Annotated in this window: 16 protein-coding genes; 6 read left to right on the top strand and 10 right to left on the bottom strand. The window is 71.7% G+C overall.

All coding sequences use genetic code 11. From position 1 onward, the window contains the following. Nucleotides 1-76 precede the first annotated feature (76 nt). Nucleotides 77-1,036 carry an aldo/keto reductase gene (locus Ato02nite_RS17940; RefSeq protein ID WP_213007678.1) on the bottom strand — a complete coding sequence of 320 codons (960 nt, stop codon included), beginning with the start codon at nt 1,034-1,036 and terminating at the stop codon, nt 77-79. A 76-nt stretch (nt 1,037-1,112) separates the two neighbouring features. Here Ato02nite_RS17940 and Ato02nite_RS17935 point away from each other — a divergent pair, with 76 nt between their 5' ends. Further along, nucleotides 1,113-1,664 (top strand): TetR/AcrR family transcriptional regulator, encoded by a 552-nt coding sequence (locus Ato02nite_RS17935; protein ID WP_213007677.1) that lies wholly within the window; start codon nt 1,113-1,115, stop codon nt 1,662-1,664. Between the two features lie 45 nt (nt 1,665-1,709). On the opposite strand, the gene Ato02nite_RS17930 is transcribed toward Ato02nite_RS17935, so the two are convergent. The 4 genes from Ato02nite_RS17930 to Ato02nite_RS17915 form a co-directional block, all read right to left on the bottom strand. Further along, nucleotides 1,710-2,210, bottom strand: coding sequence for a mycothiol transferase (locus Ato02nite_RS17930; protein ID WP_213007676.1), 501 nt, complete (start codon nt 2,208-2,210; stop codon nt 1,710-1,712). A 2-nt stretch (nt 2,211-2,212) separates the two neighbouring features. Next, nucleotides 2,213-2,965: a superantigen-like protein SSL4 gene (locus Ato02nite_RS17925; RefSeq protein ID WP_213007675.1), complete on the bottom strand. Its 753-nt coding sequence runs from the start codon at nt 2,963-2,965 to the stop codon at nt 2,213-2,215. 17 nt (nt 2,966-2,982) lie between these two features. Beyond that, on the bottom strand, nt 2,983-4,335 hold the full coding sequence (locus Ato02nite_RS17920) for an MFS transporter (protein WP_213007674.1): 1,353 nt from the start codon (nt 4,333-4,335) through the stop codon (nt 2,983-2,985). Between the two features lie 103 nt (nt 4,336-4,438). Further along, nucleotides 4,439-5,068: a hypothetical protein gene (locus Ato02nite_RS17915; RefSeq protein WP_213007673.1), complete on the bottom strand. Its 630-nt coding sequence runs from the start codon at nt 5,066-5,068 to the stop codon at nt 4,439-4,441. Nucleotides 5,069-5,214: 146 nt separating this feature from the next. Between Ato02nite_RS17915 and Ato02nite_RS17910 the strand changes: the two genes are divergently transcribed. Continuing rightward, complete coding sequence (locus Ato02nite_RS17910) at nt 5,215-5,913, top strand: alpha/beta fold hydrolase (RefSeq protein ID WP_213007672.1); 699 nt, start codon at nt 5,215-5,217, stop codon at nt 5,911-5,913. Further along, nucleotides 5,910-6,857, top strand: coding sequence for an alpha/beta hydrolase (locus tag Ato02nite_RS17905; RefSeq protein ID WP_213007671.1), 948 nt, complete (start codon nt 5,910-5,912; stop codon nt 6,855-6,857). The genes Ato02nite_RS17910 and Ato02nite_RS17905 overlap by 4 nt, the downstream gene beginning before the upstream one ends. A 15-nt stretch (nt 6,858-6,872) precedes the next feature. Here the strand turns inward: Ato02nite_RS17905 and Ato02nite_RS17900 are convergent, their stop codons facing one another. After that, nucleotides 6,873-9,086 carry a helix-turn-helix domain-containing protein gene (locus Ato02nite_RS17900; protein ID WP_213007670.1) on the bottom strand — a complete coding sequence of 738 codons (2,214 nt, stop codon included), beginning with the start codon at nt 9,084-9,086 and terminating at the stop codon, nt 6,873-6,875. A gap of 87 nt (nt 9,087-9,173) precedes the next feature. Here Ato02nite_RS17900 and Ato02nite_RS17895 point away from each other — a divergent pair, with 87 nt between their 5' ends. From Ato02nite_RS17895 to Ato02nite_RS17885, 3 genes are read left to right on the top strand one after another with little or no spacing between them, the layout of a single operon-like run. Then, nucleotides 9,174-10,058, top strand: a complete 885-nt coding sequence (locus Ato02nite_RS17895) for a helix-turn-helix domain-containing protein (protein WP_213007669.1) — start codon at nt 9,174-9,176, stop codon at nt 10,056-10,058. Then, on the top strand, nt 10,055-10,909 hold the full coding sequence (locus Ato02nite_RS17890; protein ID WP_213007668.1) for a class I SAM-dependent methyltransferase: 855 nt from the start codon (nt 10,055-10,057) through the stop codon (nt 10,907-10,909). The genes Ato02nite_RS17895 and Ato02nite_RS17890 overlap by 4 nt, the downstream gene beginning before the upstream one ends. Nucleotides 10,910-10,964: 55 nt before the next feature. Next, complete coding sequence (locus tag Ato02nite_RS17885; RefSeq protein WP_213007667.1) at nt 10,965-11,318, top strand: hypothetical protein; 354 nt, start codon at nt 10,965-10,967, stop codon at nt 11,316-11,318. Nucleotides 11,319-11,375: 57 nt separating this feature from the next. Here the strand turns inward: Ato02nite_RS17885 and Ato02nite_RS53005 are convergent, their stop codons facing one another. From Ato02nite_RS53005 to Ato02nite_RS17870, 4 genes are read right to left on the bottom strand one after another with little or no spacing between them, the layout of a single operon-like run. Further along, nucleotides 11,376-11,546, bottom strand: a complete 171-nt coding sequence (locus Ato02nite_RS53005) for a hypothetical protein (protein WP_438873050.1) — start codon at nt 11,544-11,546, stop codon at nt 11,376-11,378. Between the two features lie 25 nt (nt 11,547-11,571). Then, on the bottom strand, nt 11,572-12,288 hold the full coding sequence (locus tag Ato02nite_RS17880; protein WP_213007666.1) for a class I SAM-dependent DNA methyltransferase: 717 nt from the start codon (nt 12,286-12,288) through the stop codon (nt 11,572-11,574). Nucleotides 12,289-12,333: 45 nt separating this feature from the next. Then, nucleotides 12,334-13,794: an ATP-binding protein gene (locus Ato02nite_RS17875; RefSeq protein ID WP_213007665.1), complete on the bottom strand. Its 1,461-nt coding sequence runs from the start codon at nt 13,792-13,794 to the stop codon at nt 12,334-12,336. Then, nucleotides 13,794-15,452, bottom strand: coding sequence for an NAD(P)/FAD-dependent oxidoreductase (locus Ato02nite_RS17870; protein WP_213007664.1), 1,659 nt, complete (start codon nt 15,450-15,452; stop codon nt 13,794-13,796). Before Ato02nite_RS17870 ends, Ato02nite_RS17875 begins: the two co-directional genes overlap by 1 nt. Between the last annotated feature and the right edge of the window lie 3 nt (nt 15,453-15,455).

Below are 15,455 nucleotides of genomic sequence, written 5' to 3'. Positions count from 1 at the left end.
CCCATCCTGCAACGGCGACGCAAAGCCGACGGCACGCGAGCACCGGCGGCGATGGGGAGGGAACAATCCAGAAGGATCAGCCCAGGTGGGCGGTGACCGCGGCGGGCAGGGTGAACTCCAGAGCGGCCAGATTGGCGGCCAGCTGGTCGGCGGTGCGCGGGCCGAGGACCACCGAGGTGACCCCGGGCCGGGTGGCGAGCCAGGCCACGGCGACGGTCGCGCTCGTGGTGCCCAGTCCGGTGGCGACCGTGGCGACATCGTCGGCGATGTCGAAATGGCGGTCGGTCAGGAGCGCGTCCACGTAGGCGCGGGCGCGCGGGCCGGGCATGGCCGCCCACTCGGCCAGCCGCGAGCCCGGCGAGGGTGCGGCGCCGCGCCGGTATCGGCCGGCCAGCACACCACTGCCCAGCGGGCTGTAGGCAAGGATGCCGAGTCCGTGTTCCCGGCAGACGGCCAGGGTCTCGGTCTCGATGTCCCGGTCCAGCAGCGAATAGCTCACCTGGAGACTGACGAACGGTGTCCCGTTGCGACGCTGGGCCGCCCATTGCGCCGAGACCACGCCGGCCGCGGTGAAGTTGGAGCAGCCGAGGTAGCGCACCTTGCCGGAGCGGACGAAGCCGTCCAGGGTGGCCATGGTCTCGTCGATCGGTGTGTGCGGATCGGGTACGTGGCACTGATACAAGTCGATGTAATCGGTGCCGAGCCGGCGCAGGCTGGCCTCGAGGGCCCGGGTCAGGTGTGCGCGGGAGAGTCCCCGGTTGTTCGGGCCGTCGCCCTGCGGTGCGGCGCCCTTGGTAGCCAGCACCACGTCGGCTCGGCGGTGGGCGATGGCCCGGCCGACGATCTCTTCGCTGGTGCCGCCGCGATAGGTGTCGGCGGTGTCGACGAGATTGTGCCCGGCGTCGAGGAACGTCCCGATGATGCGGCCGGCCTCGGCCTCCGAGGTGGGCGCCTGCGGGTCGGTGCCGAAATTCATCGTGCCCAGGCAGGCGTTGGAGACGTGCAGGCCGGAGTGGCCCAGTGGCGAGTAGGGCATGCGGACCTCACTAGAATCGGAATCAGGATTCCACTTCAATATACGGAATCCGGATTCCGCATGACGGGAGGGAGCCATGGCGCGCTCAGATGCGGTGCGTAATCGCGAGAAGGTGCTGCGGGCGGCCGAGGCGGTGCTGGGTGAGCAGGGTCTGTCCGCCCGGATGGACGAGATCGCTCGGCGGGCCGGGGTCGGCGTGGGCACGGTCTATCGCCACTTCGCCACCAAGGAAGCCCTCTACCAGGCGATCGTCACCGCGCGCGTCGACGAGCTACTGGCCGAGGCGGCCCAGCTGCGGGATTCCGGCGAGCCCCGGACCGCGTTCTTCACGTTCTTCACCCGCGTCGTCGTCGACGCCGCCGGCAAGAAGGCCTACATCGACGCGTTGCGCACGGCCGGCATCGACCCCAAGGCGGGCCAGGCCGGCCAAGCGGCGGAGATGCGGAAAGCCATCGACGATCTCCTGCGCGAGGCGCAACAGGCCGGGGCCGTACGCCCGGATGCCGCCCTCCCCGAGATCCTTGCCCTGCTCCGCGGCGCCAGCATGGCCGCGGAGACCGGCGACTATCCGGCCGGCGTACTCGATCGAAGCCTGGCCTTTCTGCTCGACGGTCTCCGCCCGGCATGAAAAAGCGGGTACGCGGCTTACCGCGTACCCGCCTCGGAAATGCTCTCAGAGCAGGCCGCGGACGTAGGCCGCCTGGGCCGCGTGCTGGGCGTCGTCGTCGTAGACGCTGACCAGGCGCACGCCCAGGGTGACCGGTGGGTCCCAGGCCTTGTCGACCACCCGGTCCAGGTCGTCGGCCGTCAGGCCGGCGATGAAGTCCAGCGTGCGCTCGTGCACCGCTCGGTAGTACTCGTCCAGCACCTGCCAGCTCTCCGGGTTGACCGCGGCGACCTGGTCGGGCGTGTGGCCGTAGCCGGTGTCGGACGGGTCGGCCGGCAGGCCGAAACGTTCGGCCCAGCCGCCGGTGGCGTAGAGCTGCTCGGTGCCGATCAGGTCGGCCACGTGATCGTCCTGCACCCGGGTCAGGTGCCAGACGAGCCAGCCGATCGAGTTGGCGCCGGGTGCCGGAGCCCACGCGAGCTGGTCGCGGGTGAGGTCCTGCACGGCGGCGTGCACCAGGTCGGGGAGACGCCCGAAGGCGTCGGTCAGGATGTCCTTGGCGTCCATGTTCACTCCGTCCCGTCGCTCGAATTCTGAGTATCCGCGCCGCCGCCGCTTCCGCCGTCGAGGTTGCCGGTATCGGCGCCCGGCTTGTCGCCGGTGGTGTCGCTGTCCCCGGTGGTGCCGGTCGGCGCCTCGGTGGTCGGTGCGTCAGTGGCCGGTGCGTCCGTCGGTCCGGTCGTGGCCTGCTGGGCCGGCTGGTCGGGGTCGGTGGTGGCCTGGTCGGTAGGAGAAGTCGTTGAGTTCGGCGACGTCGGCGCCGGCGACTCGGTGGTCGCGGGCGGCTTATCCGATTTCCGGCTCTTCCCGGAGAGGAAGCTGCTCACCGTGGTGGAACCACTGGTGTTGCCGCCGGTCGCGTCCGCGATGGACTTGCCCGACACCAGCTCGGCCACCGTCAGCGTGCCCATGGCCAGGACGAACAGCGCCCCGGCCACCATGGCCACCCGGGCCCATCGGATCCTGGTGGGGGTCGGTGGCGCCGACGGTTTCTCCTCGGCCGCCGCCTCCACGGGCGGCGTGCCCACCGCGGCCGGCGCCAGGAACGTTCCCTGGATCTTCTTGCGCCCGCGATCGATGGAACGGTGGTAGATCTCGGTGCCCACCGAGCCGATCAGGCTCGCCACCGCCGCGCCCACGAGCGTGCCGGCCACGCCCAGGAACGATCCGATGACGGCCGCCGACACCGCAGCCAGCACTCCGGCAATGGTCTTCGGGATGTCGATGCCGGACCACATGCGGTCCGGTGCGTGCTCGGCCATGTCCTCCTCTGCCCTCTTTATTGGGTTCCTCTCGATAAGGTCTCTGCCTTTACCTGACGGCTCTTTGCTAAACCCCGCCGCTCGGCCAGCACCACCCGCAGGGGGCGCACCACGACACCCTCGGCGGCCAGGTGCCGCCGGGCCAGCCTGCGGTTACGCAGGATGCCGATCAGCCCGATGACGAAGATGAGATATTGCGCCGACATGGCGACCCGGAAGTCGCCGATGTCATAGTCGGAGCTCCCGCCGGTGCGCGCGTCCAGGATCAGCCCGATCAGTTCGATGGAGACCAGCGAGGCGACGAAGCCGCCCACGTTGACCACGCCGGTCGCGGTGCCGAGCCGGTTCGGCGGGTTGAAGGTGCGAGCATAGTCGAAGCCGATCATCGAGCCGGGGCCGCCGAGGCCGAGCGCCAGGACGAGCAGCACCAGCACCGCCATCGGCGCGTGGCCGGGCCAGACCAGCACCAGGCCCCAGCTGAACGCGTTCGCGCCGATGATGCCGAGCACCAGGTAGGAGCGACGCAGCGGGTAACGCTGCACGAGCATCCCGATGACCGGCCCGGCGGCCATGCCGACCAGCACGAACAGGGTCAGCAGCGTGCTCGCGGTCTCCCGGCGCAGGCCCTCGCCGGCGATCAGGAACGGGAAGCCCCACATCAGCGCGAAGACGGTGCCGGTGAACTGGGTGGTGAAGTGGCTCCACAACCCGAGACGGGTGCCGGGGTGCCGCCACGCGCCGGCCAGGTCGGTGCCGAGCTGGCGCATGGTGATCGGCGGGCCGCTGCTGACCTTCTTCTCGGGGGTGTCGCGCAGGGCCGCGAACGCCGCGATCGCGACGAACAGGCCGGCGCCGGCGGCGCCGAGGAACGCGGTGGTCCATCCAGGACCGGCCAGCAGAGCAGCCAGCGGTACGGCGGACAGCACCTGCCCGGCCTGCCCGACCAGACCCGTCAGCTGGGTGAGAACGGGCACTCGCCGGGTCGGGAACCAGCGCGGCACCAGACGCAGCACGCTGATGAACGTCATCGCGTCGCCCGCACCGACCAGGACCCGGGCCAGGACCGCACCCTCGACCCCGTGCGTGGTGGCCATCAGGGCCTGCCCGGCCGCCATGATCAGTCCACCGCTGACCACCAGCCGCAACGAGCCGAACCGGTCGAGCAGCAGGCCGACCGGCACCTGCAGGGCCGCGTAGACCAGGAGCTGCAGCACCGCGAACGAGGCGAGCGCCCCGGCTCCGACACCGAACCGGTCCTGCGCGTCGAGCCCGGCGACACCGAGGGACGTACGGTGCAGCACCGCCATGATGTAGGCGGCGAGACCGGCGGACCATACCGCCCATGCTCTCCAGCCGGGTCGCATGGACATGTCTGCCTCTCCGCTCGCTACTTACGCGTACGGAAGCAAGCCTTCTCTCGCGGCATGGCCGCGACAACGAATCGCGGCCAAGCCCACACGTGCCCCTGGTCACTCAGAACAGGTCAAACATATCCGGACCACCCGGTCCGCCGTGGTGACCGCCGAAGAGGCTCTCGAAGATCAGCATGCCGCCGACCGTGCCTGCGCCGGCCGCGAGGGCCGTCTTCCACCAGGGCGTCGAGTACCAGCCGGCCGGCACCGGCCGGCCCTCGACGTAGCCGCCCGGGTAGTAGTAGGGCGTCGCGGCGCTGGACCGCGGCCCGATCCGGTAGCCGTTCATCTCGCGCTCTTCCATGATCATCCCAGTGCCGCGGGACGCCGCCATCGGCGGCAACTCCGGGCCGGGGTCGAGGCCGAGGGCGGTACGGGCGCCCCGCACGTAGGCCAGCCCCTCCAACGCGGTCTCCCGCGCGAGCTGGAACTGCACGACCGTACGAGCCTGGGCCAGTTGCGCACCGGCGGCCTGGTGTCGCTCGGCCGCGTCGGCGAGCGCCTGCCGGGCGATCGGGTTGTCGTTGGGCAGGTTCACCAGCTGGCCGCCGAGCCGCTCGTACCACCGCTGCGCCTCGGCGCGCGAGTCCCCCGCCGCCTGGTCGTCCCGGATCGTGGCGCCGCGGCGCCCGCCGGCGAGGGCAACCGCCGCCCCGACCCCCAGCATGACGAAAAGCACCAGAATCAACATGTTTTGACGTTAGGGCGGCAATCCATGGATCAACTGTGGGGTCGCTGTGCTTCTACTTCACGCGAATTCTTCGCACGACGCGCAGGCTCACATGACCGGACGCGCACGACGGCGTTCCGCGCTCGCCGCGGCGACACGATCGAGTCATGTCAGCAACCATCGTTCTGGTACACGGCGCGTTCGCCGACGCCGCCTCGTGGGCTCCGGTCACCCGGGAACTGCTCGATCGCGGCCACTCCGTCCTGGTCCCGCCCGTCTACAACCGCAGCCTGATCGAGGACGGCGCCTCGGTTAAGGCGTTCTGCGAGAGCATCACCGGCCCGGTCGTGCTCGCCGGCCACTCGTACGGCGGCGCCGTGATCGGTGTCGCCGGGACCGCCGACAACGTCGTCGGGCTGGTCTTCGTCTCCGGTTACGCGCTCGACGAGGGCGAGTCCCTGGGCCAGCTGCAGGGCGGTTTCCCCGACTCGGACCTGGCCGCGAACCTCGTCTACACCCCCTACCCGGGTGGCACCGACGTCTCCGTGAAGGTCGACGCCTTCCCGGCCGTCTTCGCCGCCGGCGTGGACACCGCCGTCGCCGAGGTGCTGGCCGTGTCGCAACGTCCGCTCACCGCCCAGGCGTTCGGCGAGGCGGCCCCGGCCGCCGCGTGGAAGACCAAGCCGTCCTGGGGCATCGTGTCGTCGGCCGACCACACCATCAACCCGGACGTGGAGCGCTTCGGCTACCAGCGGGCCGGGGTGCGCGAGGTGGTCGAGATCGACGGCCCGCACCTGGTCATGCAGACCAACCCGAAGGACGTCGCCGACGTCATCGAAAAGGCCGTCCGCGAGGTCGAGAAGTGACCGCGAACCCGAAGAACTACGCCCTCGACCCGGCCGCGCTGGCGTTCTGCGAGGCCACCGACACCCCGCCGTTCCTGTTCGACCTGCCGCCCGCCGAGGGCCGCAAGATCGTCGACTCGGTGCAGGACTCGCCGATCGAGAAGCCCGCGGTCGACGACGTGTGGATCACCGTCGACGGCCTGAAGGTGCGGATCGTCAAGCCCCTCGACGCCGGGAACGACCTGCCGGTGGTGCTCTACACGCACGGCGCCGGCTGGGTGTTCGGCGACGCGCACACCCACGACGCGCTGGTCCGCGACCTCGCGGTCGGCACCGGCGCCGCGGTGGTCTTCCCGGAGTACGACCACTCGCCCGAGGCCCGCTACCCGGTCGCCAACGAGCAGTCCTACGCGGTCGCCCGGTGGATCGGCGAGCACGGCGCCGAGCACGGCCTGGACGGCTCCCGGATCGCGATCGCCGGTGACTCGGTCGGCGGCAACATGGCGATCGCGCTGACCCTGATGGCCAAGGAGCGCGGCGACGTCACGTTCCGCGGCCAGGTGCTCTTCTACCCGGTCACCGACGCCGCCTTCGACAACGCGTCGTACCTGGAATTCGCCGAGGGTTACTGGCTGCGCCGGGACGCCATGCAGTGGTTCTGGAACCAGTACACGACCAGCGACGCCGAGCGCGACCTGATCACCGTCGCACCGCTGCGGGCGAGCGTCGAGGACCTGGCCGGCCTGCCGCCGGCGCTGGTCATCAACGGCGAGTGCGACGTGCTGCGCGACGAGGGCGAGGCGTACGCCGCGAAGCTGCGCGAGGCCGGCGTCGAGGTCACCGCGGTCCGCTACGGCGGGATCATCCACGACTTCGTGATGGTCAACAGCCTGCACGGCACCCCGCAGTCGAAGGCCGCGATCCAGCAGGCCGTCGCGCACCTGTCCGCGGTGCTCGCGGCCTGACCGGCACGGCCGGGGTCACCCGCCGAGCAGGTGGGTGGCCTCGGCGACGCGGCGCGCGATCGGCGGCGGCGTCTCGGCCTCCCCGGCACTGTTCAGCAGGGTCGCGACCTGGTCGAGCTCGGCCCGGGCCAGGGCGCCGTCGCCCACGTGGGCGGCGATCAGCGCGCGCCGGCTCGCCAGTTCCGCGGCTCGGACGGCGGACCAGCCACCGAGCTCGACGATCACCTGCTGGGCCTGGTCGATCTGGCGGCGCGCCGCCGCCCAGGACCGGGTGCGGATCTCGAGGTCGGCCAGCCCGTTGCGGGCGGTCAGCTCGATGTAGCCGCCGATGCTCCGCGGTGGGGCCGTCGCCGGGTCGGTGGCGACGCCCACCACCTCCTGATAGCAGGACCGGGCGCGGTCGAACTCACCGAGAAGGTCCAGGATGCTGGCGACCTGCGACAGGGCGTTCGGCAGGCCCTCCCGGTCGCCCGCCCGCCGGAACTCGACGGCGGCCTCGCGGGCGGCGGTCAGCGCCTCGGTCAGCCGGCGCAGGTCGCGCAGGGCCCAGCTCAGGTAGTACCGGGCCCACCCCTGCTGCTGCGGATCATCGGCCGCGTCGGCCGCCGCGATCGCCCGCCGCGCCGGTTCCAGCGCCAGGTCCGGGCGGCGGGCCGGCAGGATGTGCGCCCAGGCGAGATAGCCCTGATGGATCGCCTGGAGGAGACGGTCGCCGAGCCGTTCGGCGGCCGCGGCCGCGGCGCTGTAGACGTCCACCCACTGCGGCCAGTACGGCCACCAGTCGCCGAACCAGTGCAGTGACTCGGCCACCTCGACGATCCGGGCGTCGTCGGTCGTCTCGAGCAGCACCGGCAGCCAGTTGTCCGCCTCGGCGACCAGCCAGTCCCGGGCCGCACCGGCCGACTCGAAGCCGGCCGACTCGTACCGCGGCTCGAAGTACCGCCCGGCCCGGACTGTCCGGTCCAGCAGCCAGGCGTTGCGGCGCTCGATCGCCGCCGCGGTCTCGGCCGGCTCCAACCGGCCGTGGGCATACAGCCGCAGCAGGTCGTGCAGTTGCAGCCGGCCGTCGGTGCGCTGCTGCACGAGGCTCAGGTCGACCAGCTCGTCGAGGGCGTCCTCGGCCACCGGCAGCGGCTCGTCCACCAGGACCGCCGCCAGATCCGGCCCGGTCGACGGCCCCGGCACGAGCGCCAGCCGCCGGAACATCCGGCCCCCGACGTCCGACAGCTGCCGGTACGACAACGTGAACGCCGCCTCGATCCGCAGGTCACCGGCGGCCAGCGCGTCCAGTCGCCGGTCCTGCGAACCGAGCCGGGCGATCAGGTCCCCGGTCGTCCAGCCCGGCCGGCTGACCAGGCGGTTCCCGGCGATCCGGAGGGCGAGCGGCACCCGTACGCAGAGCCGGGCGATGGTGTGCAAATCGTCGGCCGGTGCCATCGGGTCGTCGATGATCGCGGCCAGCAGCGCCACGGCGTCGGTCTCGGGCAGCCGGTCGAGCCGCGTCCACCGGGCGCCCTCCAGCCCGCCGAGCGTGCGCCGGCTGGTCACCAGCACCACGGCCGGCCCGGCCGCGGGCAGCACGGGCCGCACCTGACTCTCCCCGGCCGCGTTGTCCAGGATCAGCACGCACCGCCGCCCCCGGATCAGCCCCTGCCACAGACCCGTCGCCTCGTCGAGATCGCGCGGCACGGCCTTGACCGACGGGTCGGCCGCGCGGATCAGCCGGCCGAGCACGGTGGCCGGGGTGACCGGTCGGGCGTCGAGGCCGCGCAGGTCGACGAAGAGCCGCTCGTCCGGCGCCCACGCCTCGGCGGCGCGGATGGCGAGGGACGTCTTGCCCACGCCGGGCTCGCCACTGATCACGATCACCGGCGCCGGGGCGTCCTCGCGGGCGGCGCCCGCCCAGCCGGCGATGCGGGCGAGTTCGGCGGCCCGGCCGGTGAAGTCGGCCATCCGGCGCGGCATCGGCAGCCCGGCCGCCCCGGCCTGCGCACCGGCCCGCCCGGCCCGGGCGGCCTCCTGCAGCGCGGCCCGATCCCCCGGCGACAGTTTCAGCGCGTCCGCGAGCAGCTCGATCGTGCGCACGCGGGGTCCTCGGCTCACACCGCGTTCCATGTCGCTGATCGCCCGGTCGCTGAGCCCCGAATCGGCGGCGAGTTGTTCCAGGGTCAGGTCGGCGGCCAGGCGCAGCCGTCGCAGCATCGCCCCGAAGGCGTCGTCATTCTTCATCTCTTCTTCGTGGTATCCGACCACCGCACGCTGCTGCAATGAAGATCGACATCGTCACACCGGGGATGGGCGCCGAGGAGGCCAGTGATGTATTTGCCGGACTTCACCCGGACAGCGAGCGGATTCGAGCCCACCGTCAGCACCGTTCTGCGTACGACCACCGTGGGCCCGGTCCGGCTCGACCACCTCAAGGCGTCGAACCCCCGCGACGACCCGCGGACCCGCTACCAGGATCCGGGCGACGTGCTGGCCTGGTCCTTCATCGCGGGCGGGGCGGTGGTGGCCGGCCGTGGCCGAGCCGAGACGGCCGGCCGGGCCGGACACCTGACCGTCCAGCACGTGCCCCGGGTCACCCGGGTCCGGATGACGCCGGACTTCCGGGCTCTGTCGATCCGGCTCAGCCCCACCGTCCTGCCGCTGACCTCGGCCGAGATCGACACGATCGGGGCGCGCAGCTATCCGCTCGCCGACGGCGCACCCCGGCTGCTCGCCCTGATGGCCGACCAGCTGATGACCGGCGATCGGCTCGGCGAGGCGTCCCGGGCGGCGCTGGCCCAATCGATCGTCGACCTGGCCCGGGGCTTCGCCGGCGACGTGACCGGCCGCGGCCGGAGCGGCGACGGCACCGCCGGCCTGGTGTTCCGTGCCCGCCGACACATCCAGCTGTACCTGCGCAGCGGCACGCTGACACCGGCCACGGTGGCCGAACACCTCGGCGTCCCGCTGCGCACCCTGCAGAAGGCGTTCGAGGACGAGGACACCACGGTGGCCGACACGATCCGCGAGGCCCGCCTCGGCCGGGCCCGCGACCTGCTGGAGAACGACCCCGGCCGGCGGCTGCCGATCGAGACGATCGCCGAGCGCGCGGGCTTCCGCTCGGCGTCCACGTTCAGCCGGGCGTTCAGTACGGCGTTCGGGACGGCGCCGCGCGATTGGCGCCGTTCGCGGTCATCGGGGAGACTCACAGCGTGACCGAGCGTCGCGCGAGCCGCACCGCCGTGCTGGTCTGCCAGGGCCGGGCGGTGGCGCACGGCCGGATCGCGCCGGACCGCTTCGCGGATCCGACGGCCATGCCGCTGCTGCGCGAGGCGGAACGTGCGCAGGTTTCACGCGTACGGGATGAGCAGCCCCCCAACGGCATGGCCGAGCGCATGCAGTATGAGATGATCCGCGCCGGCAGTGAGATCATCGTGCCCCGCACCGTCGCCATCGACGACGCCGTCCGCGCCGTGCCGACCCCGCAGGTGGTGATCCTCGGTGCGGGCCTGGACGGCCGGGCCTGGCGCCTCGACCTGCCCGGGACAGTCGTCTTCGAGGTCGACCATCCGGCCTCCCAGCAGGAAAAACGCGAACGCGCCGCGGTGTTGGAGGGCGAGCCGCCGCGGTACGTTCCGGTGGACTTCGCCCGGGACCGCCTCACCGACGCGCTGAAAGCGGCCGGGCACCGCGACGACGAGCCGACCACCTGGATCTGGGAGGGCGTGGTGCCCTACCTGACCCGCCCCGAGGTGGCCGCGACGGTCGCCGCGGTCACCGCCCGCTCGGCGCCCGGCAGCCGGCTGATCGTCAACTACCAGGCGCCGTCGCTGCTCGGCGGCGTGGCCCGCAAGCTGATCGGTGCCGCCGCCCGCCGTTTCAACCCGTGGGCGGCCGAGCCGTGGCGCTCGACGTGGACCCCGGCGGCGATGTCCCGGCTGCTGGCCACGCACGCCTTCGTCGTGCGGCGCGACCACGACCTGCTGGAGACGGCGACCGCTCTGGGCGTACGCCCCGAGCGGGCCACCTCCTTGCGCAACGGCCGCATCGCCCTGGCCGACCACTGACCCGCAGCCCGCCGGCCCCCGGATATCGACAATCCATGCGGCTATTCTGCCGTCCATGAAGCTGACCGTGCGGCGCAGTCAGGAAGCGTCGACCACCGCCATCCGGTTCCTGGCCTTCTTCCATCTGGCCCTGCGGGCCGAGGAACAGGAGCTGGTTCGGCTGTACGACCTGTTCCAGTTCCGCATCGCCGGTTGGTCCGTGGCCCAGTTGATGCAGGGCGTCCAGTACGAGGGCGGCACGGCGATCCCGGCCCAGGCGCAGCTCGCGGTGGCCCGGGCCCAGGACGCCCTGCGCATGGAGCAGCTGGTGAAGGAGGGCTGCCGCCAGTTCCGCCAGGTGCTGATCGACCTACGCGACTTCGACGACACCGAGGAACACCTCTACGAGCTGACGACCCCGGAGGACTGATGCCGATCTAGGCCCCGGCGGCGATCTCCTCGACGGTGGCGGCGCGTTGGCGGGACCCTAGGGCGTCATGTCGGTCAGGTGGTGTTCCACCTCGTGGAGGGTGTGGCGGCCCAGCCACAGCAGGGTGCGGGACTCGACGGTCGGCAAGTTGTAGACAGCGGTGCGGGTCCACTCGGCCGGGGTCAGGGCGGCGAAGGCCCGCGCCAGCTCGTCGGCCGCGGCGGCCAGCTCGGCCGGGACTCCGCGCAGCTGGTCACGGCAGGCGGTACGTCGACACGTGGGACGGTGAGTCGGCGGTGAACGGGGTGCCGACCCAGTCGGCGTGGCGGGACTCCAGGGTGAAGCCGGCCAGCTGGGCCATCAGGTCGAGCTCGGACGGCCAGATGTAGCGGTGCGGCGAGCGGCCCAGCGTTGCCTGCCGGGTGTCGTCGAAGCGGAAGTGGTGCGAGACGACGTGCTGGTTGAGCACGTCGTAGGTGTCCAGCAGGATGTAGCCGGGCTCGACGACCCCGACGGTGGCGGCGCGGCCCGGCGGCAGCGCGCGCAGCTCGGGCACCCACAGCTCGATCACGAACCGGCCGCCCGGGGTCAGGTGGCGGGCAGCGTTGCGGAAGCACTCCACCTGCTCGGCCTGGGTGAGCAGGTTGGAGATGGTGTTGAAGACCAGGTAGACCAGGGTGAACTCGCCCGGCACCCGGGTGGTGGCCATGTCGCCGGTCACGACCGGGAACGCTGGGTCCTTGGCGTGCAGCCGGTCGATCATCGGCTCGGACAGCTCGATCCCGGTGACCGGCACCCCGCGGGCCGCGAGCGGGAGGGCGACCCGCCCGGTGCCGGCCGCGAACTCCAGCGCGGCGCCGCCGCCGGCCAGGGCGGCGAGTCGGTCGACGGTCGGGTCGAGCACCTCGGGCGAGAACATGCCCTCGCCGGGTGTGTCATAGCCGGCGGCGGTTTCCGCATCCCACAGCATGCCGCCGACCCTACGAGCCGGCGGCGCCGCGGGCATCCGTATTTCTCAGGCGGACGACGGCTCGGTCAGCGGCAGCCGTACCAGGAAGCGGGTGTCGCCCGGCTCGGACTTCAGCACGATGTCGCCGCCGTGGCCGTTGACCACGATGCGGTAGGAGATGTCCAGGCCCAGCCCGGTCCCCTCGCCCACCGGCTTGGTGGTGAAGAACGGCTCGAAGACCCGCTTCTTCAGGTCCTCGGGCACGCCCGGCCCGGTGTCGCCGATCGAGACGACCACGTGGTCGTCCTCCCGGTAGGTCTTGATGGTCAGCGTGCCGACGCCGTTCATGGCCTGCACCGCGTTGTCGATCAGGTTGGTCCAGACCTGGTTGAGCTCGGCCGGGTGGGCCGGGATCTGCGGCAGCGAGCGGTCGAAGTCCTTGACCACGGTGATGCCGTCGCCGATCTTGTGGGTGAGCATGACCAGCGTCGACTTGAGGCCGCCGTGCACGTCGATCCACTGGTGTGCGGCCCGGTCCATCTGTGAGTACTGCTTGGCCGCGTTGACCAGCGACGACACCCGGCCGGTGGCGTCCTCGATGTCGCTCATCAGCTGCTCGGTCTCGAGCGCGTAGCCGATCCAGTGGATGGCCTGGTCGAGCAGTTCGGGCGAGCCGACCTTGACCACGATGTCGTCGAGGCAGTCGATGTCGATGCCGGCCTGGGCGAAGACCGGCGCGATGTCCCAGCCGCCGGTGACCCGGTGCTCGTCCATCCACTCGCCGAGCTCGTCCTCGCGGTCGGAGGCCTGCATGGCGGTCAGCGTGGGCGCCTTCGACGCCTTCTCGATGACCTCCTCCTGCAGCTCGACGAGCGCGTCGAGGCGGTCGGCGGGCACCTTGCCGGAGGCGAGCTTACCGAGCTTGTGCCGCATGCCGGCGACCCGCTGGCGGAGCACGGCGGTGGCCCGGGAGGCGGCCGCGGCGGGATTGTTCAGCTCGTGCATGAGGCCGGCCGACAACGCGCCGAGGGCCTGCAGCCGCTGCCGCTCGCTGATCGCGGCGGCCGAGCTGCGCATGCCCATGACCAGGCCCTCGAGCAGGTGGATGGCCATCGGGAACCACTCGCGCATCATGTGCCCGAAGTCGTTCGCCGACATCACGAAGAAATCGGCGTCGTCGAGCGCCCGCATGCTCGCCATGTAGGTGCGCGGTACACCGTCGTCGCGCAGGTAGGACTGGGTGGCGCCCATGTAGACGCCGCGCTGCTCGGTGCGTGAGGTCTGCACGTCGTCCTGGCCGACCCGGCGGGACAGCGCGATGGTGCCGCTGAGCAGCACGAAGAACTGCTCGGCCGGGTCACCTTCGCGGATCACCATGCCGCCGGCCGGCATGTGCATGGTGCAACCGTGGTCGGCGATCCAGCGGAGCTGCTCGTCGGTCAGTTTCTCGAACAGGAAGAGGGTGCGCAGCTCGTCCGGGGTCAGCGCACCGGGGTCACACGGGACGAGAGTAGGAACGTCGGACATCACTGCGCCTCCAGGTAACGGTGGACCAGCGTGACGGCCATCGCGCCCTCGCCGACCGCCGAGGCCACCCGTTTGACCGAGTTGGCCCGGACGTCGCCGGCGGCAAAGATGCCGGGAACACTGCACTCCAGGTAGAACGGATCGCGGTCCCGATCCCATCCCTTCGGACGGGACCCGTTTGCCAGCAGATCGGGCCCGGTGTAGACGAAGCCCTTCTCGTCGCGGGCCACCGTGGTGCCGAGCCAGTCCGTACGCGGCTCGGCGCCGATGAAGATGAAGAGCGCGCCGCATTCGACGGTGGTCTCCAGGGTGCCCTTGTTCTCGCAGATGGTGATGGCCTGCAGGTGGCCGTCGCCGTGCGCGCTGAGCACCTCGCAGTTGGTGCGGACCTCGATGTTGTCGGTCTGCGCCAACTGCTGGATCAGGTAGTAGGACATCGAGGCCTCGAGCGACTGGCCGCGCACCAGGAGGGTGACCTTCTTGGCGTACCGGGAGAAGAAGAGCGCGGCCTGTCCGGCCGAGTTCGCCCCGCCGACGATGTAGACGTCGGCGCCGGCGCAGGCCGGCCCCTCGGTGGAGGCCGAGCCGTAGTAGACGCCGGAGCCGGTGAGCCGGGCGATGCCGTCGGCCGGCAGCGGGCGGTAGGCGACGCCGGTGGCCAGCACGATCGAGTGCGCGGAGATCTCGCCGCCGTCGGCGAAGGTGAGGGTGCGGGCCGAGCCGTCCAGCCGCAGCCCGGTGACCTCGCGGGTGTTGAGCACCTCGGCCTCGAACTTGGTGGCCTGCCGGCGGGCCCGGTCGGTGAGCTGCACCCCGGAGATGCCGTCGGGGAAGCCCAGATAGTTTTCGATGCGGGAGCTCTGGCCGGCCTGGCCGCCCATCGCCTGGCGTTCCACCAGGAGGGTCTTGAGGCCTTCGGAGGCGCCGTAGACGGCCGCGCCGAGCCCGGCCGGCCCGCCGCCCACGATGACCAGGTCGTAGAAGTCCCGGCCGGGGGTGGTGGGCAGGCCGGCCGCCTCGGCGACCGCGGCGGTGGTGGGCCGGGCCAGGGCCCGCCCGTCGGCGGTCACCACCAGCGGAATGGATTCCGGCCCGGCGTCGGCCGCCTCGAGCAGGCGGCGGCCCTCCGGTTCGTCGGCGGCCAGCCAGCGGTACGGGACGAGGTTGCGGGCCAGGAAGTCGCGGATCTGGTACGACGGCTCGGACCACCGGTGCCCGACGACCCGGATGTCCTCGATCTCGCGGTCGCCGGTCGCCTGCCAGGCGTCGAGCAGTGCGTCGAGCACCGGGTAGAGCTTCTCCTCCGGCGGGTCCCACGGCTTGAGCAGGTAGTGGTCGACGTCGACCAGGTTGATCGCCTGGATCGCCGCGTCGGTGTCGGCGTACGCCGTCAGCAGGGCTCGGCGGGCGTTGGGGAACAGGTCCATGCCCTGTTCGAGGAACTCGATGCCGTTCATCTGCGGCATCCGGTAGTCGGCCAGCATGACGGCGACCCGGCCGCCGCGCAGCTTCAGCTCCTTGAGCGCGTCCAGCGCCTCGGCGGCCGAGGAGGCGCGCACGATGCGGTACTGCTCGCCGTACTTGCGGCGCAGGTCGCGGGCGATGGCGCGGGAGACCGACGGGTCGTCGTCAACGGTCAGGATGGCGGGATGGCCCATGCT

The organism is Paractinoplanes toevensis (assembly GCF_018332695.1).
Classification (GTDB): domain Bacteria; phylum Actinomycetota; class Actinomycetes; order Mycobacteriales; family Micromonosporaceae; genus Actinoplanes; species Actinoplanes toevensis.
This window is presented reverse-complemented; position numbering and strand designations above follow the sequence as displayed.